The following is a 24865-nucleotide window of genomic DNA, read 5'->3' as shown; positions in this document are numbered from 1 at the left end:
GGTGACAAGGAGACTAAGACTCTTGCTGCCAAATAAGCCGCCATTGTTTACCGCTCGCGGTCTGGCTAACATACCTATCGGCAATGGCCACCACTGTCTCGCCATCGCAAATAATCGGTTGGCGTCGGCGCAACCAGCTGGGGATCCCCGCTTCTTGGTAAAGTTTTTTCAGCTTTCGACGCCCTTGTCGGCCAGCAGGATGAATCGATAAGCCACGAGGGTTAAAGTGTACATGCAGTGCCCGCGACGCGAGATCTCCCAGCGCGAGTCCTTTCGCTGTCGACGAATAAGGCAGTAAGTATAAGGTACCCAGTCCATCTGGCAGCACTAACGGCGATTCTGACGTCAATGTGCCCTGCCATTGAGATAAATCTGCATAAGGCATCACGATATAAAGCTGTTGCTGGAAGCGGCGAATGCTCACCGTTCCCACGCTCAAGCTTGGGTTGGCATCCGATTTAGCGTTGATGACATCTGAGAGCAATGCCTGTAACTGTGCTTGCGTTAAGGTAATACTGTGACGCTTTAGCCAATGGCGCAGCATGGCCTGCGTGAGTGCTAAATCGTCTTGTGGTAATGCGGTAATAGGCAGGCTACCTGCTTCTGTCTCCGCCTGTGTCACCATAGGCTCAATCAAACGTGCCAATAACGAAGCTTGTTCGGCACACAGAAGTTGGGTCCGTTGTACCGCTTTACGAAACCCTGGCCAGCGCGTATCCGCTTGCGGTAACCAGTGCTGACGCAAAAAATTGCGATCAAATCGCGTGTCTTGGTTGCTCGGATCGTCTACCCAATCGAGTTGATGTTGGCGCGCATACGCCTCGAGGCTCGCCCGTGATTGCGTCAAAAAAGGACGCACCAGATAGCCTTGCCCGAGAGCTCGCACCGCTGGCATCCCTGCTAAACCTTCCAAACCACTGCCGCGTTTTAGCGCGAGGAAAAAGGTTTCAACCTGATCATCGCTATGCTGAGCGGTTAACACCAGTCCATTGGGCTCAAGCAGGTGCGCGATGGCCTGATACCTTGCTTGTCTTGCCGCATGTTCCACACTGAGCGACGTATCCAATCTTACCCTTTCCACGCAACAGCGAAATCCGGCGTTGTCCGCCCACGTTTGGCACTGTTCCGCCCATCTATCTGCGTCGGGATGCAAACCGTGATGAACATGAACCACAAGGTAATCATGTTGGGGGTGCTGGTCGCGATACTGCGTTAATAATTCAAGCAACACGCGAGAGTCTAACCCGCCACTGAGCGCTAGCACCACCTGTCGCGGTGCCGATGTCAGCGGGGCTAATGTGTCACTCAGTTGATGGTAAAGCATAGCCATTCATCATTGATATAATGTGTCATTGTTACTGCCCTTTACGTAAAAGAAAAGGGCCCGCAGGCCCTTTATCGCAGTTCATTCCATCACGATTAGCAGTAACCGTAATTGAGCAAGCGCTGATAGCGGCGATCCCGCAAGCTTTCGATATCAAGACTGTCTAAATCGCTTAGCTGGGTAAGCAGCGTTTGCTTAATGCTCTCAGCCATCGCGTTAATGTCGCGGTGTGCGCCCCCCAGTGGCTCAGTGATCACACTGTCAATCAAGCCAAGCTCTTTGAGGCGTGGGGCGGTTATCCCCATCGCATCAGCCGCTTGCGGCGCTTTTGCAGCATCACGCCACAAAATAGATGCACAACCCTCGGGGGAGATCACCGAGTAGGTGGAGTACTGCAGCATATTGACATAGTCACCCACGCCAATCGCCAACGCGCCACCTGAACCACCTTCACCGACCACATTACAAATTACCGGCACGGTTAGGCCCGCCATTTCTTTGAGGTTACGTGCAATCGCCTCTGATTGGCCTCGCTCCTCGGCACCGACACCTGGGTAAGCGCCTGCGGTATCGATAAAGGTAATCACCGGCATATTAAAACGCTCGGCCATTTTCATCAGACGCAGCGCTTTTCGATAGCCCTCAGGCTTGGGCATACCAAAGTTACGCTTAACCTTTTCATTGGTGTCTCGTCCTTTTTGATGACCAATCACCATCACTGGACGCCCTTCTAATCGCGCCATTCCTCCCACCAATGCTTTATCGTCAGCATAGGCGCGGTCGCCAGCCAATTCATCAAATTCATGGAAAATGCGATCCAGATAGTCGTAGGTATAAGGACGTTGAGGATGACGCGCCAGTTGTGCCACCTGCCATGCGCCTAAATCACCAAAAATCTTTCGCGTCAGCTCAAGGCTTTTTGTTTCCAGTTGCTCAATTTCTTTATCTAAGTTAACCGCGTCTTCTCCACCCCGCTTAGAGACAGCGCGAAGGGCCTCAATTTTGGCTTCTAGTTCTGCGATAGGTTGTTCAAACTCTAAAAAATTAAGACTCATACCAAGAGAATCCTATTGGTCACCGCCAGTGTACGCGTTACGTCACCAGCCTGGCTTAGTTAAACTCTAATTCGACCTGCTCGTTACCGAGCAAGCCTTTCAAGGTGTCGATTAATTCATCGGTTGGCGTTACGCGCCACTCTGCGCCTAAGCGTAACCGCGCGCGCGCATCGTCGCGCTGATAGTAAAGATTCACAGGAACGGTACCGGATCGGTAGGGTGCCAGTGCATCATGAAACCGTTCAAAAAAGGGCGCATCGACCTGCTCAGATGTCATCGATATCCCTAAACAACGCGCATATTTTTCCCGCGCCTGACTAATGTCCATCACTTCACGGGCGGTCATTTTAAGCCCCCCGTTGAAGTCATCAAAGCTGACCTGTCCTGAGACCACTAAAATTCGATCTTTCTCCACTAAATCGAGATATTTGTCGAGCACATCAGAGAAAAGCATCACTTCCATACGCCCTGAGCGATCGTCTAGTGTGAGGATCCCTAATCGAGACCCTCGTTTAGTGGTCATCACCCGAGCTGCGATCACTAATCCTGCCACCGTCGACACCACATCGCGTTTCGTTGCATGAGCATCCTCGAGCCGCCACGTGATATAGTTTTTTAGCTCTTTGCGGTAACTGTTGATCGGATGACCGGTCAGATACAAGCCCAGTGTTTCCCGCTCCCCTTCTAACCATACTTTATCTGGCCACGGGTTGGCATGCGCATAGGCATGCTCGACTTCTTCGGGGGCATCGGTCAACACCCCAAACATATCGGTTTGCCCGTAGGCTTCCGCTTGGTGATGTTGGCTCGCAGCACGAATAGCTTCATCGACCGAGGCCATCATCGCCGCACGATGAGGGCCGAGTTTGTCCATGGCACCAGCGCGGATCAGGCGCTCTATCACGCGCTTATTGACTTTTTTGGTATCAATGCGGGCGCAAAAATCAAACAAGTCGCGGAAATAACCGTCTTGCTCTCGCGCGGCGACAATGGTGTCGATAGGGCCTTCACCGACCCCTTTTATCGCCCCAATACCGTAAACAATTTCCCCTTGCTCATTGACGGTGAAATGGTGCAGTCCCGCATTCACATCCGGCGGTAACACCGTCAACTTCATTCGCCGACACTCCTCGACCAAGCCAACCACTTTATCGGTGTTATCCATATCCGCGGTCATTACCGCCGCCATGAACTCCGCCGGGTAGTGAGCTTTCAACCACAAGGTTTGGTAAGAGACCAGCGCGTATGCGGCTGAGTGCGACTTGTTAAAGCCATAGCCGGCGAACTTTTCTACCAAGTCAAAGATCCGCATTGCCAGCTCGCCATCAATGCCGTTGGCAATCGCCCCTTTTTCAAAGATGTCTCGCTGCTTGGCCATTTCTTCTGGCTTTTTCTTACCCATTGCCCGGCGCAACAAGTCCGCCCCACCCAAGGTGTAGCCTGCGAGTGTCTGAGCAATCTGCATCACCTGCTCTTGATAGAGAATGATGCCATAGGTCGGCTCAAGCGTTTCTTTCAACGAGTCGTGTTGCCATTTTTCATCCGGGTAAGACACGACTTCACGGCCATGCTTACGGTCGATAAAGTTATCCACCATCCCAGATTGCAATGGCCCAGGCCGGAACAAGGCCACCAATGCGATCATGTCTTCAAAGCAGTCAGGCTGAAGGCGCTTAATCAGCTCTTTCATGCCACGTGATTCAAGCTGGAATACCGCAGTCGTCTCTGCCTTACGCAGCATCTCGAATGACGCTTGGTCCGCCATGGGAATCGCGGCGATATCAATAGGATCTTTCCCTTGACGCTGTAAGCGCGGATTTATCATCCCCAGCGCCCAGTCGATGATGGTCAGCGTCCGCAGACCCAAGAAGTCAAACTTAACGAGACCGGCGGTTTCAACGTCGTTTTTATCAAACTGCGTGACCGGATGATGCCCTTCACTGTCGCAATAAAGGGGGGCGAAATCGGTGATCGTGGTGGGTGATATCACCACCCCGCCCGCGTGCTTACCCGCATTTCGGGTTACCCCTTCAAGCATCCGCGCCATGTCAATCAGCGCTTTGACTTCCTCATCGTTGTTATAAACCTCGACCAGCTGAGGTTCGGCGTCGAAGGCTTTCTCGAGGGTCATACCTGGGTCTGGTGGCACCAGCTTGGAAATCCTGTCCACAAAACCATAAGGATGGCCCAACACACGGCCCACATCGCGGATCACGGCTTTCGCAGCCATGGTACCGAAAGTAATGATCTGAGATACCGCATCACGGCCATACATTTCAGCGACGTGATCGATCACCAGATCCCGCTTGTCCATGCAGAAGTCGACGTCGAAGTCAGGCATAGAGACGCGTTCGGGGTTCAAAAAGCGCTCGAACAGAAGATCAAACTGTAGCGGGTCGAGATCGGTGATTTTTAGGGCGTACGCCACCAAAGAGCCAGCCCCTGAGCCGCGTCCTGGGCCCACGGGGATATCATTATCTTTTGACCATTGGATAAACTCCATGACGATCAAAAAGTAGCCGGGAAACCCCATTTGGTTGATGACCCCAAGCTCGCGCTCTAGCCGAGCATCATAGTCGGGGCGTCGGCGCGTTCTTTCCGCTTCGTCAGGAAAGAGAAAAGCGAGACGTTCTTCCAAGCCTTCTTGTGAGCGCTTAACCAAATATTGATCAATTTCCATTCCCTCAGTCGGGAAGTTAGGCAAAAAGTACTCATTCAGCCGCACCGGGACGTTACATCGCTTGGCGATTTCTACGCTATTGGTCAGTGCCTCGGGAATATCCGCGAAGAGCTCACACATCTCTTGCTCGGTACGCAAATACTGTTCGGCGCTGTATTTCTTGGGACGGCGAGGATCATCGAGAGTGAAACCATCATGAATCGCAACTCGGATCTCATGCGCATCAAACTCCTCAGATGAAATGAAGCAGACTTCATTGGTCGCCACCACAGGCAAGTCATGCTCGGTCGCGAAATCAACCGCAAAATGGAGATACACTTCTTCATCTTGCCGCCCGGTGCGCACCAGCTCCATGTAGTAGGCATCGGGAAAATAGGTTTGATAGAAACGGGCGCATTCCTTAGCCAGTGTTTGATTGCCTTTGAGTAAGGCTTTCCCCAAGTCGCCGCGGCAGCCGCCAGACAACACAATCAATCCTTGTGCATGCTCAACCAACCACTGCTGATCGATCACTGGGCGGTGCTGAATATGGCCTCGGAGGTAGGCCTTGGAGATCAGCAAGGTCAAGTTCTTGTAGCCGGCTTTATCGGTCGCCAACAAGGTAAGCTGGCAAAGCTCCTCGCCAAAGGCGTCAGACTGGACCAGAAAGTCAGCGCCGATAATCGGCTTAACACCAACGTTATTGGCCGTGTTGTAGAATTTGACCAACCCACAAAGGTTACTGAAATCGGTCAGCGCCATGGCGGGCATGCCCATTTCCGCCACTTTTTTTACCAGTGGCGGCACTTTGGACAACCCATCTACCATGGAAAAGTCACTGTGGATGCGTAAATGGACAAAACGTGGCTCAGACATACGGCTCGTTACTTAACGGTAATAGGGCTGGAATTCGCCGCACGCACTAGTCAATGCCCAGTGCGCGCTTAACAGGTTTAAAACTTTTACGATGCATTGGCAGAGCGCCATGCTCGGCCAACGCCGCCATGTGGACCTTGGTGGGATAGCCTTTGTGTTGAGCAAACCCATAGTTCGGGTAAGCGGCATCCAACATGGCCATTTCATGATCGCGATCGACTTTCGCCAAGATCGAGGCGGCACTAATTTCTGCTACCCGCAGGTCACCTTTTACCACGGCCTGTGCCGGCATCGGCAAGGATGGTACCCGGTTGCCATCAATTAATGCGTAATCAGGGGTGACCGATAAGCCATCAATCGCACGCTGCATCGCCAGCATGGTCGCATTTAAGATATTCAGCGAATCGATTTCATCAGGCTCTGCGCGCCCCACTGACCAAGCCAATGCTTTTTGTTTGATTTGATCATAAAGCGCGAGCCGTTTTTTCTCGCTCAACTTTTTCGAGTCCGTTAGACCCGCAATAGGCTGAGCCGGATCGAGAATCACCGCGGCAGTGACCACGGCACCGACCAAGGGCCCACGTCCGACTTCGTCGACCCCCGCGATAAGCTGTGCGTCAGGGTAGTGAAAAGGGTGTTCAGTCATGGCTATCTAATAAATTTAATACGGCATTGGCTGCAGACGTATCCGCATCTTTGCGGATGGTGTGATGCAACTCAGTAAAGGTGGTCAACAATGCCTGGTTATCACTGTCTAATTGCGCACTGACCGCGTCAGCCAGTGCGCCTGGCTCACACTCTTCTTGCAGCAGTTCCGGCACTAAAGGCGCGTCAGCGAGAATATTGGGTAAGGAAACATACTGCGTTTTAAGCAGGCGTTTGGCAAGCCATGCCGTGACCGGCTTGACCTTGTATCCCACCACCATCGGGCGTTTAAGTAACATGCACTCTAACGCTACGGTGCCAGAAGCGAGCAGCACCGAGTCGGCGGCGCTAATCACTTGGCGCGCCGTATCATCAACCAGGGTAAATGAAAGCTCTGGCGCGATCGCTTGCCAAGCCTGCTCAAATTGCTGTCGCCGGGTTTCATTAACGAGCGCGACCACAAACCCCAAGTCCGGATATCGCGCCGCTAGTTGCTGACACGCTTGTAAAAACGGCGGAGCTAACATCGACATTTCACTGCCACGGCTGCCAGGCAGCACTGCTAACCAACGTTTTTGGCTATCTAACCCAAGAGCACTCTGCGCGGCGAGTTTGTCCACCTGCATCGGAATGCTATCGGCCATGGTATGGCCAACAAACGCACAAGGCACATTAAACCTATCGTAAAACGCTTTCTCGAAGGGCAAAAAAGCCAGAACCAGATCAGTGGCTGCAGCAATCTTAAAAATCCGCTTTTGCCGCCATGCCCACACTGATGGGCTGACATAGTGAACGGTTTTGATCCCCGCTTTTTTTAATGATGCCTCGAGACGTAAATTAAAATCTGGGGCATCGATACCAATGAACACATCCGGCGGATTGACGGTAAAATGCTTGACCAACGCCGTTTTTACTTTCAGCAAACGTGGCAGTCGTCCTAGCACTTCCACCAGCCCCATCACAGAAAGCTCTTCCATATCGAACAAGCTGTGACAGCCTTGAGCCATCATTCTTGGGCCACCGATACCGACAAACTCAACATTAGGGTGTTGAGCTCGCATCGCTTTGATCAGGCATTCACCTAAAACATCGCCGGAGATTTCTCCGGCGACGATTCCAACGCGTAATGGACGTTCACTCGGTAACATTAACGAATAACGCCTCGCGTCGAACGCTCAAAGAAGTCAATGAAAAGAGCCAGCGCCGGCTCGCTCTCGGCTTGCTCTGCAAGCTCTTTTTTCACTTCTTCCAACGTTTTACCGGAGCGGTACATATTTTTATATACCGCCCGAATGGCGCGAATCGCTGATTTTTCAAACCCGCGTCGCTTCAGGCCTTCCACATTAATACCAAATGGCGCGCAATGATTGCCCTGTGCCATCACATAAGGGGGGACGTCTTGAACCACAATCGAGCCACCGCCGAGCATGGCGTGGCTGCCAATCACACAGAACTGGTGAATGGCTGACATGCCACCGACAATCGCATAATCATCGACATGAACGTGGCCCGCTAAGGTAGCGTTGTTGGCAAAAATACAATGATTACCGACCACACAATCATGGGCGACGTGGGCATTAATCATAAACAGGTTGTCGCTGCCAACTTTGGTTTCGCCTTTATCTTGGACCGTACCACGGTGCATCGTCACGCTTTCACGAATGGTGTTACGATCACCGATTTCTAGCGTGGTTGGCTCCCCAGCATATTTAAGATCTTGGCACGCTTCACCAATGGAAGCGAATTGATAAATGCGATTGTCTGCGCCGATACGGGTCGGGCCTTTGATCACAACATGTGTCATCACCTCGGTACCTGTACCGATTTCAACCCCTTCGCCAATATAAGAAAAAGCGCCGATTTTTACGTTTTCGCCCAATACGACGCCGTCTTCGACAACCGCAGTGGGGTGAATGTAAGCCGTTTCGTGGATCACAATTAGATCTCTCTTCTTGCGCACTTCAGTTCCGCCGAGCAGACAACCTCGCCGTCTACTTTCGCCACCCCATTAAAGGCCGCAATACCTCGACGCTCTTTAATAAATTCCACCTCAAGCACCAATTGGTCACCCGGTGAGACCGGACGGCGGAATTTCGCATTATCAATGCTTGCAAAGTAGTATAGCTCGTTGTCTTTCGGCTTACCGAAGGTCTTAAACGCCAACAAGCCTGTTGCTTGCGCCATGGCCTCTAAAATGAGTACGCCTGGGAAAACAGGCAATTGCGGGAAATGACCCGTAAATTGAGGCTCATTGACAGTGATGTTTTTAATCGCGTGAAGGTATTGCCCTTCTTCAAAATCGATAACGCGATCAATCAACAAAAAAGGATAGCGGTGTGGTAACAGCTCTTTGATTTCGTTGATATGTAGAACTTTGTTTTCGCGAGTCAAGGTAGTATTCCCGTTCAAATCCAATACTGACTTCATTAACGCAAAACGGCCCGCGTTGCTAAGGCGGGCCTGTCATCTCGGCGTTAATCTTGTTTTTCGAGCTGATTTTCCAGCTCTTTGAGCCGCTTGTGCATCTCATCAATTTTGAGTACACGCGCGGCAGTCTTCCGCCACTCGCGGTTGGGCTGCAACGGAATGCCGGACGAATACATGCCCGGCTCAGTGATTGGCCGCATCACCATCGCCATTCCCGTGATGGTCACGTTATCTGTGATTTCCATATGGCCATTAAACACGCTGGCGCCACCAATGATGCAGTGTTTACCTACCTTGAGGCTGCCTGCCATGACAGTCGCGCCGGCGATTGCCGTGTTCTCACCGATCGACACATTATGCGCAATCTGACACTGGTTGTCGATAATCACCCCATCGGCAATTTCGGTATCATCCAGTGCGCCCCGGTCAATGGTGGTGCACGCACCAATTTCGACCCGATCCCCAATCACAACGCGGCCAAGCTGAGGGATTTTAACCCACTTGCCTTTGTCATTGGCATAGCCAAAGCCGTCCGCACCGATCACGGTACCCGCTTGAATCAAGCAGTCTTGCCCTATCACTACCTCATGATAAAGGGTGACATTCGCCCAAAGCTTGGTCCGAGCGCCCACCTTTGTCCCTTTGCCGACAAAGCAACCCGCACCGATTTGCACACCATCACCAATGAGCGCGCCGGATTCAATCACCGCATTCGGTCCAATCGCCACACCTTCTCCCAACACTGCATCATCGGCCACCACCGCGGATGGGGCAATGTCGGTGGCGCAAGCTGGCGTCGAGTCGAGAATTTGCGCGACGTGGGCATAAGCCAAGTAGGGGTCTGACACCACCAAGGCGTTGCCTTGGCAGTACGATAGGTCGCCCTCTTTTAGCATCACAGCGCTGGCGCGGCAGAGTGCCAAATTTTTACGGTATTTAGGGCTGGATAAGAAGGTGATTTGCCCTTCTCCCGCTGAATTCATCCCTGCAAGCGAGGTTATCGTTACAGCGCCATCTCCGTGGAGCTGTGCATCCAGTTTATCCGCTAATTCAGCGAGAGTAATCGAAACCATGGGCTCCTCGACTGTTATTTAACTGCGTTGATCACTTTTTCAGACAAGTCATCACTTGGGTTGGCGTATAAAACGGCATTGGCGTCAATCACCATGTCGTAGCCTTCTTGCTCAGCCACTTGATCGACCGCTGTCTTCAGCTTTTTGACCAGTTTAGACTCTTCTTGACCACCACGCTTGCGTTGATCTTCTTGTAACGCTTTCACTTTCAGCTTGTAATCGGACTCCATTGATTGGAGTTTACGCTGAAGCGTTACGCGCTCGTCTTCACTCATCAACTCACCATTACGCTTGAGCTTTTCCACGCCTTCAGAGAGCTTCTCTTTCAAGCGCTCAATTTCGGCCACTCGGTCTTTAAACTCACCGCGTAGCTTCTCATTGAGGTTGTTTTTCTTCGCCAATTGCGACATCACGGCCCCGGTTGATACATAGCCCACCTTCTGTGCAGCATCAGCCGCTGATGCGTACATGGACGTCGTCAATACCGCGACACTCAGTCCCGCTGCTTTCAAAAATGATTTCACAATAGTCTCCTTTCTGATCATCAGAATGTGCGCCCGATCGTGAAGGTAAAGAACTCTTCATCGTCGCCAGGCTGGCTTGTAATAGGTTTTGCGATGGAAAATACCAAAGGTGCCATCGGGGACATCCACTGCAGTGCCATACCATAAGAGGCACTGATATTGGATGGATCTGAATAATCCTTAATGTTATCTCGGCCACTGTAATTAGCAGCAGCGGATACGTCATACTCGGTATCCCACACTGAGGCAGCATCAATAAACACACTGGTACGGATTTGTTCGCGCGCTTCCTCTGAGGCAAACGGCGTTGGCACAATCAGCTCAGCACTGGCGCGTGCCATAGCGTTACCACCGACGGAGTCTGAAGAGCCATAATCTCCTTCATTTTTCTCAACATCGTCACTACCAGGCTGCGTGGAACCACCGTTCTCATACACCGCTTTAGGGCCTACAGAGTTCGAACGGAAGCCACGCAGTGACGAGAAGCCCCCCGCGTAATAGTTCTCATAAAACGGCAGCATGTGATCTTGGCCATTGGTTTGCCCATAACCGTTACCATACGCAAGTCGGCCACGCATCAACAGCGTAAACTCGTGCTCTTGTGTCAGCGGCACGTATTGGCGGATGTCATACTGCATTTTAAAGTACTGTACATCCGAGCCGGGTACCGTCATCCGATACGAGGCACGTTGGTAGTTACCTGCGGTTGGGAAATAGCCGCGGTTGAGGTTATTGCGCGTCCAGGATACTGAAATATCAAAGTCGTCAACTTCCAGGCCTTCATTGTGATTCAGGTTATCCTGATGACGCTCCAAAAACTCATCAATTTGATAATAACGGCCGAGGTTCTCAATCTTGTTATGCGTGTACCCTAGCGAGAAATCAATCGAGTTCAGCTCATCAGTCCAAAAACCCCAGGTGAGGTTGGTACCGTAACTTTGGTTGGTATACTCAACGATGTTAGCGTCACGGGCTTCAAACTCGTTATAGAATACCTTACCGCCCAGGCTCACACCGTCGAGCGTAAAGTAAGGATCACGGTACTCAAGCGTCAGGTTTTTGCGATAGTCGTTGACCATGGCGTTGATACCAAACCGGTTCCCAGTGCCCGCAAAGTTATCTTGCTGTAAGCCGAGCTGTAAGCTTGCGCCTGACTCGGTGCCATAACCGATACCAAAGTTGATACTACCTGAGTTAGCTTCTTTAACTTTGTAGTTAACGTCGACTTGATCATCAGTGCCTGGTACGCGCTGAGTGTCCACTTCAACATTCTGGAAAAAGCCGGTTCGACTGAGACGCTCTTTACCGCGGGTGACCGCTTTTGAGTTAAGCCAAGTGCCTTCAAGCTGTCGCATTTCACGGCGCAACACTTCATCTTTGGTGGTGGTGTTGCCTGAAAAACGGACATTGCGCACGTAAATACGCTTACCTGGCTCGACATTGACCGTTAACGACACTTGCTGATTGTCATCATCAAAGCTGGGTAAGGTGTTCACTTTGGGGTAGGCAAAGCCTGTCTCGCCTAAGTGGCGTTTGATCGCCTCTTCAAGTGCAGTCACTTTATCACCGTTATAGGTATCACCACGGGTGAAGGTGACTAATGAACGGTAAATCTCTTCATTCTGTGGATCACCACGAAAGTCCAAATCAGCGACCTGATAAGGCTTGCCTTCGTTGACATTCAAGGTGATGTAGACCCCTTTTTTGTCAGGTGAGATAGCCACTTGTGTCGACTCAACACGGAACTTAAGGTAACCGCGATTGAGATAAAAACTGCGTAGTTTTTCAAGATCGCCTGCAAGAACCTGTTTTTGGTACTTTTCGTTGGCGAGGAAGTTCCACCACGGCACGTCGGCACGCAAATCAAAATTATCACGCAGCTGCTCATCACTGAACACGTCATTGCCGACAAAGTTAATTTGCTCAATTTTGGCCGATACGCCCTCAGTGAAAACAAATTTCAAATCGGCACGATTACGCGGCAAGGGAGTAACCACCGCTTTCACCGACGCACTGTACTTACCGACGCTGTAGTAAAAGTCTTCAAGACCTTTTTCGATTTTGCTCAGTTGGGTGCGATCGAGCGCTTCACCGACACGAAGGCCTGACGATGTCAGGTTCTCTTTTAGCTGCTCTTCCTTAATCGCCTTATTCCCTGAAAAGGAAATACTGGCAATGGTCGGACGCTCTACCACTTTGACCAGCAGTGCTTCGTCATCGCGGTAAACTCGCACATCCTCAAAGTTACCAGAGGCAAAAAGTGCATTGATAATGTCAGCCACATCGTCGTCGTCCACTTTGTCGCCGACACGCACTGGCATTGACAACAAAGCGGCCCCTAGACTGACTCGTTGCAGTCCCTCAAAGCGGATATCGCTGACTTGAAATGTGTCAGCATGCGCCATACTACTGCTTACTAAAAGAGACGCTATTAATAGTTTTTTCATCGCCATCTGCTATCTGACTTATCCTTGAATACTAACCGTTTAAAGTCGGGCGAAGTCGTTAAACAATGCCACTGCCATTACCATCATCAACACGGCAGCGCCGATTCGATACCCAAAGTCCTGCACACGCTCCGATACCGGTCGCCGTGTGACAGCCTCAATCCCAAAGAACAGCAAATGGCCGCCATCCAATACGGGCAGAGGGAGTAAATTGATAATGCCTAGGTTCACACTAATCAGTGCCATAAACCCTAAAAATGAGATCAGCCCGATCTCCGCGGTCATCCCCGCGCCTTTTGCTATCGATATTGGGCCACTCAAATTATTCACCCCAACATCGCCGGTAATCAGTTTTTTGATCATATTGACCGTCATACTGATCACTTGGCCTGTTTTCCCCACTGCCTCCGGTATCGCTGCGAATGGTCCATACTGTTGGGTGAATCGATATGACTCGGGCCACTCGCCCATTTGTGGCGCAATGCCAGCATAGCCTGTGACCTCACCATGACTGCGACGCGCATCCGGCGTTAATACCACAGATTGACGCTGCCCCTGTCGCAATATTGTCAGCGACAGGGCTTGGTCTGGGCTCGCTTTAATCACCTCGACCAAGCGCTGCCATGACGACAGCTCGGTATCAGCCACTGCAATAATTTTGTCGCCTTGCTTGAGACCCGCTTGCTCTGCCGCGCTTCCTTCTACCACTTGCGCGATCGATAAAGTAATCGCAGGGCGATAGGGGGTGATCCCCAGCGTCGTCAGAGGTGATTGGTGCTCTGGGTCAAACTGCCATTGGCGTAAATCCAGTTGATAGTCTCTGCCATAACTAGACGTTGGGCTCGGTTTGGCGGTGAGGGTCATGCTCTCATCACCAATGTGACCAATCAACGCAAAATTAACAGCTTGCCAATCAGCGGTTTCGACGCCTGAAACCTGGGTTAGTTCCATACCTGGTTCAATTCCCGCTTCTGCCGCGATCGAATTGGGTGCAATTTCACCAATCACAGGTTTGACGGCAGGAACACCTATCATCATCACCAGCCAGTATGCAAAAACGGCAAATACGAAATTAGCGATGGGGCCAGCGGCAACAATAGCACTGCGCTGCCACAAAGGCTGGTTGTTAAATGCGCGTGGTTTATCGGCATCCGGCACCGCTTCGATGCGCTCGTCCAGCATTTTGACATAGCCGCCAAGGGGGATGGCGGCAATCACATATTCGGTGCCATCCTTACCAAATTTTCGCCACAATGCGCGACCAAAACCAATGGAAAAGCGCTCCACTTTCACGCCACAACGGCGAGCCACCCAAAAATGGCCGAACTCGTGAATCGCAACCAGTATGCCCAACGCGACGATAAACGCCGCTGCATTCCATAGAAACCCGCTCATGGTGTCACCTTAGCAATCTGCTCATTTGCAGTGATGCGCGCTATTCTATCCAGCTCAAATAAGCAATCCAAGCTTGTTGGCGTAGGAAGCGAGGACTGGGTCAAAACCTGTTCATTGATACGCGCAATATCCATAAACCCGATTTTTCCTGCCAAAAAGGCTGCTACCGCCTGTTCGTTGGCCGCATTCAAGCTCGTCGTCGCCGCTTGTCCTTGCTCGCAGGCCGCGATCGCGAGCGATAAGCAGGGATAACGTCGAGCATCCGGTGCCATAAAGGTAAGTTCGCCAATTTGGGTAAAATCCAGCGGCGCAACGGAGGCATGAACACGCTCAGGGTACCCCATCGCATGAGCAATAGGGGTACACATATCTGGCGTCCCTAATTGTGCTAACACCGAGCCGTCACACATTTGCACCATGGAGTGGATCACTGACTGAGGATGGATCACCACCTCCAGCTGTTCAGGCTTGGCGTTGAATAACCAACGCGCTTCTATGTATTCCAAGCCTTTATTCATCATGGTGGCTGAGTCGACTGAGATTTTAGGACCCATCGACCAGTTCGGATGTGCGACTGCCTCTTCGACGCTCACACTGGCAAGACTTTGCGGATCGCGATAACGGAACGGGCCACCAGAGCCGGTTAACAGGATTTTGCTGACCCCCGCGGCATGAAGATCGCAACGCCCAGGCGTGTGTTGAACCGCCTGCGGCAAGCATTGAAAAATGGCATTGTGTTCACTGTCGATAGGGAGCAGCTCGGCGCCATATTGATAAACGGCGTCAATAAAGAACTGTCCAGACATCACTAAGGCTTCTTTATTGGCAAGCAGAACACGTTTGCCCGCCTTCACCGCCGCCATGGTCGAGGATAACCCTGCCGCCCCGACCACGGCAGCCATCACCATATCTACCTCAGGTAGCGAAGCCAGTTGACACAGCCCCTCCTCTCCAGCAAGCACCTCGGTAGCTAGGCCTTTGCTCGCGAGTCTTTTCCTGAGCTGCTGAGCCGCATCGTGGTCGGCCATCGCCGCATAAGCGGGCTGCCAACAAAGACACAAAGCGGTCATTTTTTCCACATTGGTATGGGCAGCCAGTGCCACTACCTCATACTGCTCAGGGTTCGCTTCAACCACTTTCAATGTGCTTGAACCAATCGAACCTGTCGCGCCTAACACGGTGATTTTTTGCATTTCAACGACTCGTTTCACTTAATTCGCAAACGCGAAGTACAACACGGTAAAAACAGGGAATGCCGCCGTCAGACTATCAATACGATCGAGAATGCCGCCGTGACCGGGCAGCAGGTTCCCGCTGTCTTTAATCCCTGCCACACGCTTAAACATGCTTTCCGCGAGATCCCCCAATACCGACGCAAGGGCCGTCACCATTGCAATCGCCAACAAGATACCGAGGTTGGCAAAATGAAGCTCGAGGACATGGGCGCCAAGCCAGGTCACACCAACCGCTGCGGAAAGTCCACCCAGCAACCCTTCGAGGGTTTTATTGGGGCTTACCGCCGGCGCCATTTTGTGTTTGCCAAATTTCTTTCCGGCAAAGTAAGCGCCACTATCGGCGCACCACACCAAAACAAAGACCAGCAAGACTAGCTTCGCACCGTAATAGGTCGAAAACTGATAGTCCGCCGCCCGCAATAACAACACACTCCACATAAACGGCAGCATAGTAAGCAGGCCAAAGACAAGACGGAGTAGCTTGCTATGAGTCCAATAGTTACCCGAGCGCGGGAACGCGAGCACTAAAACGGTGGCAAACAGCCACCACGCCGCCCCCGCAGCAGCAACCGCAAAAGGCGGAAAACGTACGTGCCCCAATGCCATGGCATCAAAAGGGAGAGCAAACAGAGACAATGCCAACGCAGCAGCGGGAATGATAAAAGTCAGCAGGCGTGAAGACGCTGAAACAAATTGCGTCCACTCCCATAGCCCAATAAGCGTGACGACCGCTATCGCTGCCACAAAGGCAGGAAAGGGTAAGTAGAAGACGCCCGCGACCACTAACGGGACTAATAAAGCCGCGGTTAAAACTCGTTGTTTGAGCAAACTGATTCCTCGTGGTTACTTATCCGTTGTTATCATGGCTTTGATTTGCTCGCCCGTGCAACCAAACCGTCGCTCCCGGTTGACGTACCAAGCCACAGCATCATACAAACTCTGTTCGTTGAAGTCCGGCCAATATTGCTCGGTGAAACACAGCTCGGCATAAGCGGCTTGCCATAAAATAAAGTTACTAATGCGACACTCCCCGCTGGTGCGGATCATCAAGTCCACATCCGGCAAGTCGGCCAACATGAGATGGCGCGCAATATCTTGTTCGCCAATATCATTGGGCTGCAACTGTCCTGCCGCGACTTCTTCAGCCACACGGCGTGTTGCCTGAGTGATGTCCCACTGCCCACCATAATTGGCAGCAATATTGAGCACTAAACGGTCATTGTCGGCCGTTAGGGCTTCGGCTTCGGCTATTTTGGCTTGCAGTGACGGGCTAAAGCGAGAGGTATCACCGATGATGCGTAGTTGCACCCCATGACTGTCGAGTCGTTTGACTTCACGAGAAAGCACATTGATAAACAGCTCCATCAATACACTCACTTCGTCTTCAGGGCGACGCCAGTTCTCGCTGCTAAATGCAAACAAGGTGAGGGCTTTGACCCCGATTTCAGACGCTGCTTTCACCGTTTTACGCACCGCTTTCACACCCGCTTTATGTCCAAACACACGGGCTTTGCCTCGTGCCTTGGCCCAGCGTCCATTACCGTCCATGATTACGGCAATGTGCTGCGGTAAAGCGGCAGATTCGAGCTGCGCATCAAGAGACTGGGAACTCATGTTTCTCCTTGGCAAATAAAAAGCGCTGTACTGCACGCACAGCGCTTTAGCATCGGCGGTAAAGTCTAATGAGATTTAGACTTCCATCAACTCTTTTTCTTTTGCATCAAGAAGTGCATCAACATTCTTGACCGCTTCGTCAGTCAACTTTTGAATATCATCTTGCGCACGACGTTCGTCATCTTCAGAGATTTCTTTGTCTTTAAGCAGCGCTTTAAGCTCATTGTTAGCGTCACGGCGAATGTTACGAATGGCCACACGGCCTTGCTCGCCTTCGGCACGCACTACTTTCACCATGTCTTTACGACGCTCTTCGGTCAGCGGCGGCAAAGGGACACGGATCACGGTGCCGGCAGAGGCTGGGTTGAGACCCAAGTCTGAGGTCATGATTGCTTTTTCAACCGCTTGAGTCACTTGCTTGTCGTATACGCTGATCGCCAACGTACGCGCATCTTCAGCCACGATAGAGGCGAGCTGATTAAGTGGCGTTGGAGCCCCATAATACTCGACAGTAATCCCCTCCAGTAAACTGGGGTGAGCACGGCCTGTGCGCAATTTACCTAGCGTGTGTTTTAGCGCCTCTACACTTTTATCCATACGCGCTTTCGCGTCGTCTTTTATGTCATTAATCACGGGAGTATCCTTGCGATTGAATTAGTTTGTAAGATTATGCCACCAATACCGGCTTAGCTGTTAGTGATCAAAGTGCCTTCTGCCTCGCCCATCACGACACGGCGCAATGCACCTGGCTTGTTCATATTAAAGACACGAAGTGGCAACTTATGATCGCGTGCTAACGTAAATGCGGCCAAATCCATCACTTTCAACTCTTTTTCTAAAACATCTTGATATGTCAGCGAGTCATAAAGCGTTGCATCCGGGTTTTTGGTTGGGTCATCACTGTAAACACCATCAACCTTGGTTGCCTTAATCACGATATCAGATTCAATTTCGATACCGCGTAAGCACGCCGCCGAATCCGTGGTGAAGAAAGGGTTACCTGTCCCGGCGGAGAATATCACCACGCGACCATTGCGAAGCTGGCTAATCGCTTCTGCCCAATTGTAGCTATCACACACACCATTCAAGGGAATGGCTGACATCACTCGCGCGTTCACATAGGCACGATGAAGTGCGTCACGCATTGCCAATCCGTTCATCACGGTGGCTAACATACCCATGTGATCGCCCACAACACGGTTCATTCCCGCCTCAGCAAGACCAGCACCACGGAATAGATTACCGCCGCCGATAACCAAACCCACTTGAACACCCAGCTCGACCAGTTCTTTGATTTCTTGTGCCATGCGATCTAGCACGGCGGGATCAATCCCGAATCCATCATCGCCCTGCAGGGCTTCACCGCTAAGTTTAAGTAAAATTCGTTGATAAGCTGGCTTAGGATTTGTAGTCATTTCACTACCTTTCTATTAGGCACTAGTTAGGGAAGAAGGTTATGGAAGACCGCGGCGAGCACCGCGGTCTGAGTCAGAAAAATCAGCTTTGTTGTGCCGCAGCAACTTCTGCAGCAAAGTCTACTTCTTCTTTCTCGATGCCTTCGCCCACTTCAAAGCGGATGAAGTCGGTCACTTCGGCACCTTTCTCTTTCAGCATTTGGCCCACAGTTTGTGATGGATCCATGACGAATGCTTGACCCGTCAGAGAAATTTCACCGGTGAATTTCTTCATGCGGCCAGCAACCATTTTCTCTGCGATGTCAGCAGGCTTGCCTGATTCCATTGCGATATCAACCTGAATTTGCTTCTCTTTCTCTACCACGTCGGCAGGTACATCTTCAGGGTTAACATAGTCAGGCTTAGACGCTGCAATGTGCATAGCCACGTGCTTGATGGTTTCTTCGTCCGCTTTTGCCGCAACGATAACACCGATGCGACCGCCGTGACGGTAAGAACCCACTTTCTCGCCTTCGATGAATGAAACACGACGAATATCCATGTTTTCACCGATTTTCGCGACGAGATCAGCACGCTGCTGTTCAAATTTTTCTTTCAGCGCGTCGATTTCAAGGCCTTCAGCCAGTGCAGTTTCAGCAACTTGATCAGCAAATTCCGCGAAGTTTGCGTCTTTTGCAACGAAGTCAGTTTCACAGTTGATCTCAACGATCGCTGCTTTGCCTTCGTTTTCTTTCACTAGGATCACACCTTCAGCAGCAACACGGCCAGCTTTTTTCGCTGCTTTTGCCGCACCGCTCTTACGCATGTTCTCGATTGCCACTTCGATATCTGCGTTCGCTTCAACCAGTGCTTTTTTACATTCCATCATGCCAGCGCCAGTGCGCTCGCGAAGTTCTTTAACCAGGGCAGCGGTAACAGTTGCCATTGTTCAATCCTCGATTCGAAACTATTTGGGTAAAAAACAGGGGCCCGAAATCGGCCCCTGCTAACCATACTTAGCTTACAGCATGAAAGATGACACGCTGATGGCTAAGAACGCTCACAAGGAGCTGTCGTCTTATTCAGCGACTTCAACCAGCTCGTCTTCTGCTTGCGCAACGATGTCTTGGCTACGGCCTTCTTTGTAAGCGTCAGACGCGGCATTCAGGTAAAGCTGGATAGCGCGGATTGCGTCATCGTTACCTGGAATGACGTGGTCAACGCCGTCTGGGTTAGAGTTAGTATCTACCACTGCAAATACTGGGATACCCAGGTTGTTCGCTTCTTTGATGGCAATGTGCTCGTGATCCGCATCGATAACGAACATTGCATCAGGCAGGCCGTTCATGTTCTTGATACCACCCAGTGATTTGTCGAGCTTTTCCATCTCACGGGTGTACATCAGTGCTTCTTTCTTGGTCAGCTTCTCAAACGTACCGTCAGTAGACTGAGTTTCCAGGTCTTTCAGACGCTTGATAGATGTACGAACGGTTTTCCAGTTAGTGAGCATGCCGCCCAACCAACGGTTGCTTACATAAAACTGCTCGCAGTTTTCTGCTGCCGCTTTTACCGCTTCGCTTGCTGCGCGCTTAGTACCAACGAACAGGACTTTACCTTTACGCTCACCGATTTTTGACAGTTCAGCCAAAGCATCGTTAAACATTGGTACAGTTTTCTCAAGGTTGATGATGTGCACCTTGTTACGTGAACCAAAGATGAAAGGCTTCATTTTTGGGTTCCAGTAACGAGTTTGGTGACCGAAGTGTACGCCCGCCTTGAGCATGTCGCGCATTGAAACAGTAGCCATGATAATTTCCTCTTGGGGTTAGGCCTCCACATATCCCATTCACCGACCCGCTTGAGGGCACCCCGGTTAATGTGTCGATATGTGTGTGATTTAAAATAAAAAGTATTGAGTGAAGACCATCAAACTGAAACCCAGCTCGGCTAGATTGATCACAATGACGGTTTTCGGCGCGCTTTATACCACAAAAACACCAGCAAAATCCAGCAATATTGCGCATTCGGTCAAGCGTGGTTGCCACTGCATCTCATCGGGATCCTGCCCCTTTTGGTTTCCAGAATGCAGATGGCTTGGTACCATAGCGCCACATCATACGGCTGATCACCTCAGTCACTGCGACAAGCGTAGCAGGTCTGGGCGGCTGTGCTCGATGATACCGAGCGTGAAAAGATCCGGCTCTCGTTCTTATCGTCATCATTGAGCGACCCAAATTAAAGTGAGAAAGCAAAATGACAATCCCGATTAAAACAGAAGAAGAAATTGAAAAAATGCGCGTCGCTGGCCGCTTGGCGTCCGACGTGCTCGTCATGCTTGGCGACCATGTAAAACCCGGTATCACTACGCGTGAGCTGGATGACATTGCCCACCAATACATGACTGAAGTGCAAGGCACCACGCCGGCTACCTTGGACTACCACGGTTTTCCAAAGTCAATGTGCACCTCGATTAACCACGTGGTTTGTCACGGCATTCCGAATGATAATGATGTGTTGCAGGATGGCGATATTGTCAATATCGATGTGACCGTGATTAAAGATGGCTACCATGGCGATACCTCAAAGATGTTTTTAGTCGGAGAGGTCTCTTTGGAAGACAAACGTCTTTGTCGTGTGACACAAGAAAGTCTCTATCACGCGATCAAAAAGGTAAAACCGGGGGCTACCGTGGGTGAGCTCGGGACCGCCATTCAAAAATTCATTAAAAATAGCAATACACGCTACTCTATCGTGAAAGAGTACTGTGGGCATGGCATTGGTGCGAGCTTCCATGAAGACCCTCAAGTGGTGCACTACAAAAATAATGATCGCACTGTACTCAAACCTGGCATGTGCTTCACCATTGAGCCTATGATTAATGCAGGTAAATACGGTACCGTGCTTGATGAAGACGACGGCTGGACGGTATACACCATCGACGGTAAAAAATCGGCCCAGTGGGAGCACACCCTGTTGGTCACCGAGACGGGCGTCGAGGTATTAACGTTGAGAGAGGAAGAAAACCTCCCGCGTTACATCAACCACTAATCCAACCCTTAAAAGCCGGCTTCGCTCCGGCTTTTTTTTGCGCAAAGGATCGCCATGACAGACACAGTGATTACGCCACAACACCTTGAGGATGATCAGCTCGACCCCATCACCCTCAAAGCCCAATTTCAGCAATTGCTTGAACAGCAAAAACAGGACTTTTTGGCCAATGTTCCTGTGGCGGAATTGGTGTACCAGCGCACCGATTATATGGATGCCTTACTGGCACGCTTGTGGCATCACTTTGGGTTCGCACACACCTCACTTGCCTTAGTCGCGGTGGGGGGATATGGTCGGCGCGAACTGCACCCTCTGTCGGATATCGATTTACTCCTGCTCTGCCAGGCCCCATTAGATGCTCACCAGCAACAAAGTTTAAGCGATCTGCTTACTCTTTTATGGGATTTAAAGCTCGAAGTCGGCCACAGTGTACGCACCGTCGACGAGTGCATTCGGGTTGGGCTGGACGATTTGACTGTCGCCACCAACTTACAAGAATCTCGCTTATTATGTGGTGACGCGCAGCTTTTTGATGCGCTTGAAACGCGCGTGCATGATGACAGCTTTTGGCCCAGCGAACGGTTTTATCAAGCCAAAGTTGAAGAACAAAAAGCCCGCCACCGCCGCTATCATGACACCGCCTACAAGCTTGAGCCTGATTTGAAACTCAGTCCTGGCAGCCTGCGCGATATTCACACCTTATCGTGGATTGCGCGCCGTCACTTTGGTGCCACCAGCTTACGAGAGATGAGTGATTTTGGCTTTTTGACCGACGCGGAATATCGCGAGCTCAATGAGTGTCAAAATGTATTATGGCGAATTCGCTTTGCGCTTCACCTTGAGCTGCGCCGTTACGACAATCGCCTCACCTTCGCGCATCAAACATCGGTCGCGGAACTACTCGGTTACCGCGGTGAAGGGAATCGTGCGGTCGAAACCATGATGAAAGACTTCTTCCGCACGCTTGGGCGGGTCGGTGAGCTCAACAAAATGCTGCTACAAATCTTTGATCAAGTGATCATCGATAATGGTCGCGCCGGAGAAACCGACGTCTTAAGTGATGATTTTCAGCGCTGCGGACGCACCATCGAAGCGCGCAAACCCGCGCTATTTCAAGCGCGACCGGAAACCATTCTCGACATGATGCTGCATATTGCCAATGACACGTCGATTGAAGCGATTGCAGCGCCTACCCTGCGGCAGTTGCGTACAGCAAGACGTCGACTCAATCACTTTTTGTGTCAGCAAGAAGACGCACGCGAAAAATTCATGGCCTTGGTTCGTCACCCCAATGCGCTGCACAAGGCCTTTGGCTTAATGCATCGCCACGGGGTGATGTCAGCCTACTTACCACAGTGGAGTCAAATTGTTGGGCAGATGCAGTTTGACTTGTTCCATGTCTACACGGTTGATGAGCACACGATCCGACTGCTCAAACATATGCGCTTATTTGATGACGAAGCCAACCGAGACCGCCATCCGATCTGTTGTGATGTCTTCCCCCGTTTAGCACGCCGTGAGCTTTTATTGATTGCAGCCATTTTCCATGACATTGGCAAGGGACGTGGCGGGGATCATAGCGAAATTGGCGCCATTGAATCGCATGATTTTTGTTTAGAGCATGGTTTGTCAAAACCAGAAGCGAATATTGTTAGCTGGCTCGTCCGTAATCACTTATTGATGTCCGTCACCGCACAGCGCCGCGATATATACGATCCTGATGTTATCACCGATTTTGCCAAAGAAGTGCGCGACGAAGAACGACTGGACCTTCTCCTTTGTCTCACCGTCGCAGACATTAATGCCACCAACCCAGACTTATGGAACAGTTGGAAGCGCACACTGATCGCAGAGCTGTATTACTCTACACAAAAAGCGCTCCGCCGAGGCTTAGAAAACCCACCAGATGTGCGTGAACGCATTCGTCATAACAAACATTTAGCGGCTGCAATGTTACGTAAACAAGGCCATAGCCCGAGGGATATAGAAGTGTTATGGCAGCGTTTCAAGGCGGACTACTTTCTGCGCCATACCCATAAACAAATTGCTTGGCACAGTGAGCATCTCCTTCATCACACCGGCGACGCCCCACTGGTGCTGGTAAGTAAAAAAGCAACCCGTGGCGGGACCGAGATTTTTGTTTACTGCCAAGACCGGCCCAGTTTGTTTGCGCGCGTGGTAGCGGCTCTCGATAAGAAAAACCTGAGCGTCCATGATGCACAAGTGATGACCAGTAAAGATGGTCACGCCCTCGATACCTTTATGGTGCTAGACCAAAATGACGATGCCATTCCTCTTGACCGTCACCCGAGCATAATCAAAGGGGTCAGCAAGGCGCTGGGAGAAACCGGGACAATGACTATCCCCAAACGGCGAGCACCGCAAAAACTTCAGCATTTTTCGGTTAAAACCCAGGTACTTTTCTTACCCACGAAAAACGGTCGTCGCACATTGATGGAGCTAGTAGCACTCGACACACCTGGACTACTAGCTCGGGTCGGGGCCGTCTTTGCGCGCCAAAATGTCAGTGTCCATGCCGCTAAAATCACCACCATTGGCGAGCGCGCCGAAGACTTTTTTATCGTCACCGACGCAGAGAACCAAGCATTAACTTCCGAGCATCAGGAACAGTTAAAAGCGGCACTGGAGAAAGCGCTCGCTCGCGCCAAGTAACAAGCAACCCCCATCAACTATGCTAAGCGACGATGAGTTCGTCGCTTAATAGAGAAAACATTCAACCATGAGGTGGCTATGTATCAGCAGTTGAAAAATATCGGTATTGAACATCCGGAAAAGATTGAGCGTTATTCTCTGCGTCAAGAAGCCAGTTATGACACGCTCAAAGTGTACTTCAGCAAGCAAAAGGGCGACCTTTTTGCGCGAAGCATGAAATTTAAGTATCCACGCCAGCGGAAAAATGTGGTTGTCGACAGTGGCACCGGACGCTCTCGAGAGGTCACTGAGATCAACCGCAGCTTGTCTCTGGTGATCGATGAACTGGATCGTATCGTTCAGCACGAGCACACCGAACAAGACGTGAAGCAAAAAGTACTCACCGATCTCCGTCATCTGGAAAAAGTGGTCGCCAGTAAGATTGCCGAAATCGAAGCCGAGCTAGATAAACTCTAACACGTATATTGGTGCGGCCT

General features: G+C 51.1%; 21 protein-coding genes. 3 read left to right on the top strand and 18 right to left on the bottom strand.

All coding sequences use genetic code 11. The annotated features are described in order from the left end of the window. Window positions 1-13: 13 nt before the first annotated feature. The 18 genes from tilS to rpsB all read right to left on the bottom strand — a co-directional run bounded on the left by tilS (window position 14) and on the right by rpsB (window position 20475). On the bottom strand, window positions 14-1324 hold the full coding sequence (gene tilS / locus BZG25_RS10825; protein WP_108743411.1) for a tRNA lysidine(34) synthetase TilS: 1311 nt from the start codon (window positions 1322-1324) through the stop codon (window positions 14-16). Between the two features lie 95 nt (window positions 1325-1419). After that, window positions 1420-2379, bottom strand: a complete 960-nt coding sequence (accA, locus tag BZG25_RS10820; RefSeq protein ID WP_077578861.1) for an acetyl-CoA carboxylase carboxyl transferase subunit alpha — start codon at window positions 2377-2379, stop codon at window positions 1420-1422. Between the two features lie 55 nt (window positions 2380-2434). Then, entirely contained in the window at window positions 2435-5914 is a 3480-nt protein-coding gene (dnaE, locus tag BZG25_RS10815) for a DNA polymerase III subunit alpha (RefSeq protein ID WP_077578863.1), read from the bottom strand. Window positions 5915-5960: 46 nt separating this feature from the next. Next, entirely contained in the window at window positions 5961-6560 is a 600-nt protein-coding gene (rnhB, locus tag BZG25_RS10810) for a ribonuclease HII (protein WP_046074188.1), read from the bottom strand. Next, complete coding sequence (gene lpxB, locus BZG25_RS10805; RefSeq protein WP_077639059.1) at window positions 6553-7707, bottom strand: lipid-A-disaccharide synthase; 1155 nt, start codon at window positions 7705-7707, stop codon at window positions 6553-6555. The genes rnhB and lpxB overlap by 8 nt, the downstream gene beginning before the upstream one ends. Then, on the bottom strand, window positions 7707-8495 hold the full coding sequence (gene lpxA, locus BZG25_RS10800; RefSeq protein WP_046074186.1) for an acyl-ACP--UDP-N-acetylglucosamine O-acyltransferase: 789 nt from the start codon (window positions 8493-8495) through the stop codon (window positions 7707-7709). Before lpxA ends, lpxB begins: the two co-directional genes overlap by 1 nt. Before the next feature lie 2 nt (window positions 8496-8497). Continuing rightward, on the bottom strand, window positions 8498-8950 hold the full coding sequence (gene fabZ, locus BZG25_RS10795) for a 3-hydroxyacyl-ACP dehydratase FabZ (protein WP_046074224.1): 453 nt from the start codon (window positions 8948-8950) through the stop codon (window positions 8498-8500). Window positions 8951-9033: 83 nt separating this feature from the next. After that, complete coding sequence (lpxD, locus tag BZG25_RS10790; RefSeq protein ID WP_046074185.1) at window positions 9034-10059, bottom strand: UDP-3-O-(3-hydroxymyristoyl)glucosamine N-acyltransferase; 1026 nt, start codon at window positions 10057-10059, stop codon at window positions 9034-9036. A 14-nt stretch (window positions 10060-10073) separates the two neighbouring features. Beyond that, entirely contained in the window at window positions 10074-10583 is a 510-nt protein-coding gene (locus tag BZG25_RS10785; RefSeq protein WP_046074184.1) for an OmpH family outer membrane protein, read from the bottom strand. A 20-nt stretch (window positions 10584-10603) separates the two neighbouring features. Beyond that, window positions 10604-13036, bottom strand: coding sequence for an outer membrane protein assembly factor BamA (gene bamA, locus BZG25_RS10780; protein ID WP_077578867.1), 2433 nt, complete (start codon window positions 13034-13036; stop codon window positions 10604-10606). A 33-nt stretch (window positions 13037-13069) separates the two neighbouring features. Next, on the bottom strand, window positions 13070-14425 hold the full coding sequence (rseP, locus tag BZG25_RS10775) for a sigma E protease regulator RseP (protein ID WP_077578869.1): 1356 nt from the start codon (window positions 14423-14425) through the stop codon (window positions 13070-13072). Next, a complete protein-coding gene (ispC, locus tag BZG25_RS10770; RefSeq protein ID WP_077578871.1) occupies window positions 14422-15618 on the bottom strand; it encodes a 1-deoxy-D-xylulose-5-phosphate reductoisomerase in 1197 nt (398 codons plus the stop codon). The genes rseP and ispC overlap by 4 nt, the downstream gene beginning before the upstream one ends. 18 nt (window positions 15619-15636) lie before the next feature. Then, the gene (locus tag BZG25_RS10765) at window positions 15637-16488 is read right to left on the bottom strand and encodes a phosphatidate cytidylyltransferase (RefSeq protein ID WP_046074180.1); all 852 of its coding nucleotides are present in this window, start codon (window positions 16486-16488) and stop codon (window positions 15637-15639) included. Window positions 16489-16503: 15 nt separating this feature from the next. Continuing rightward, entirely contained in the window at window positions 16504-17274 is a 771-nt protein-coding gene (locus BZG25_RS10760) for an isoprenyl transferase (RefSeq protein WP_046074179.1), read from the bottom strand. Window positions 17275-17349: 75 nt separating this feature from the next. Next, window positions 17350-17907 carry a ribosome recycling factor gene (gene frr, locus BZG25_RS10755; RefSeq protein ID WP_046074178.1) on the bottom strand — a complete coding sequence of 186 codons (558 nt, stop codon included), beginning with the start codon at window positions 17905-17907 and terminating at the stop codon, window positions 17350-17352. 53 nt (window positions 17908-17960) lie between these two features. After that, on the bottom strand, window positions 17961-18689 hold the full coding sequence (pyrH, locus tag BZG25_RS10750; RefSeq protein WP_046074177.1) for a UMP kinase: 729 nt from the start codon (window positions 18687-18689) through the stop codon (window positions 17961-17963). A gap of 82 nt (window positions 18690-18771) precedes the next feature. Further along, on the bottom strand, window positions 18772-19614 hold the full coding sequence (tsf, locus tag BZG25_RS10745; protein WP_046074176.1) for a translation elongation factor Ts: 843 nt from the start codon (window positions 19612-19614) through the stop codon (window positions 18772-18774). Between the two features lie 132 nt (window positions 19615-19746). Further along, window positions 19747-20475 (bottom strand): 30S ribosomal protein S2, encoded by a 729-nt coding sequence (gene rpsB, locus BZG25_RS10740; RefSeq protein WP_046074175.1) that lies wholly within the window; start codon window positions 20473-20475, stop codon window positions 19747-19749. A 446-nt stretch (window positions 20476-20921) separates the two neighbouring features. Here rpsB and map point away from each other — a divergent pair, with 446 nt between their 5' ends. The 3 genes from map (at window position 20922) to BZG25_RS10725 (ending at window position 24845) form a co-directional block, all read left to right on the top strand. After that, a complete protein-coding gene (map, locus tag BZG25_RS10735; RefSeq protein WP_046074174.1) occupies window positions 20922-21716 on the top strand; it encodes a type I methionyl aminopeptidase in 795 nt (264 codons plus the stop codon). Window positions 21717-21770: 54 nt separating this feature from the next. Next, window positions 21771-24389 (top strand): bifunctional uridylyltransferase/uridylyl-removing protein GlnD, encoded by a 2619-nt coding sequence (gene glnD, locus BZG25_RS10730; protein ID WP_077578875.1) that lies wholly within the window; start codon window positions 21771-21773, stop codon window positions 24387-24389. Window positions 24390-24467: 78 nt separating this feature from the next. Then, window positions 24468-24845 (top strand): DUF3461 family protein, encoded by a 378-nt coding sequence (locus BZG25_RS10725; RefSeq protein WP_046074172.1) that lies wholly within the window; start codon window positions 24468-24470, stop codon window positions 24843-24845. Window positions 24846-24865 lie beyond the last annotated feature (20 nt).

The sequence above is a fragment of the Salinivibrio sp. ML198 genome (assembly GCF_001996015.1).
Taxonomy (GTDB): domain Bacteria; phylum Pseudomonadota; class Gammaproteobacteria; order Enterobacterales; family Vibrionaceae; genus Salinivibrio; species Salinivibrio siamensis.
The sequence above is the reverse complement of the archived record's forward strand: the minus strand, read 5'-3'. Positions and strand labels throughout refer to the sequence as shown.

What these genes read in the sequence shown, in the direction of transcription:
- accA (WP_077578861.1), bottom strand. Translation starts at nt 2,379, where the DNA reads ATGAGTCTTAATTTTTTAGAGTTTGAACAACCTATCGCAGAACTAGAA.
- rnhB (WP_046074188.1), bottom strand. Translation starts at nt 6,560, where the DNA reads ATGACTGAACACCCTTTTCACTACCCTGACGCACAGCTTATCGCGGGG.
- dnaE (WP_077578863.1), bottom strand. Translation starts at nt 5,914, where the DNA reads ATGTCTGAGCCACGTTTTGTCCATTTACGCATCCACAGTGACTTTTCC.
- ispC (WP_077578871.1), bottom strand. Translation starts at nt 15,618, where the DNA reads ATGCAAAAAATCACCGTGTTAGGCGCGACAGGTTCGATTGGTTCAAGC.
- lpxB (WP_077639059.1), bottom strand. Translation starts at nt 7,707, where the DNA reads ATGTTACCGAGTGAACGTCCATTACGCGTTGGAATCGTCGCCGGAGAA.
- lpxD (WP_046074185.1), bottom strand. Translation starts at nt 10,059, where the DNA reads ATGGTTTCGATTACTCTCGCTGAATTAGCGGATAAACTGGATGCACAG.
- map (WP_046074174.1), top strand. Translation starts at nt 20,922, where the DNA reads ATGACAATCCCGATTAAAACAGAAGAAGAAATTGAAAAAATGCGCGTC.
- bamA (WP_077578867.1), bottom strand. Translation starts at nt 13,036, where the DNA reads ATGGCGATGAAAAAACTATTAATAGCGTCTCTTTTAGTAAGCAGTAGT.
- rseP (WP_077578869.1), bottom strand. Translation starts at nt 14,425, where the DNA reads ATGAGCGGGTTTCTATGGAATGCAGCGGCGTTTATCGTCGCGTTGGGC.
- tsf (WP_046074176.1), bottom strand. Translation starts at nt 19,614, where the DNA reads ATGGCAACTGTTACCGCTGCCCTGGTTAAAGAACTTCGCGAGCGCACT.
- BZG25_RS10760 (WP_046074179.1), bottom strand. Translation starts at nt 17,274, where the DNA reads ATGAGTTCCCAGTCTCTTGATGCGCAGCTCGAATCTGCCGCTTTACCG.
- pyrH (WP_046074177.1), bottom strand. Translation starts at nt 18,689, where the DNA reads ATGACTACAAATCCTAAGCCAGCTTATCAACGAATTTTACTTAAACTT.
- tilS (WP_108743411.1), bottom strand. Translation starts at nt 1,324, where the DNA reads ATGCTTTACCATCAACTGAGTGACACATTAGCCCCGCTGACATCGGCA.
- BZG25_RS10725 (WP_046074172.1), top strand. Translation starts at nt 24,468, where the DNA reads ATGTATCAGCAGTTGAAAAATATCGGTATTGAACATCCGGAAAAGATT.
- glnD (WP_077578875.1), top strand. Translation starts at nt 21,771, where the DNA reads ATGACAGACACAGTGATTACGCCACAACACCTTGAGGATGATCAGCTC.
- rpsB (WP_046074175.1), bottom strand. Translation starts at nt 20,475, where the DNA reads ATGGCTACTGTTTCAATGCGCGACATGCTCAAGGCGGGCGTACACTTC.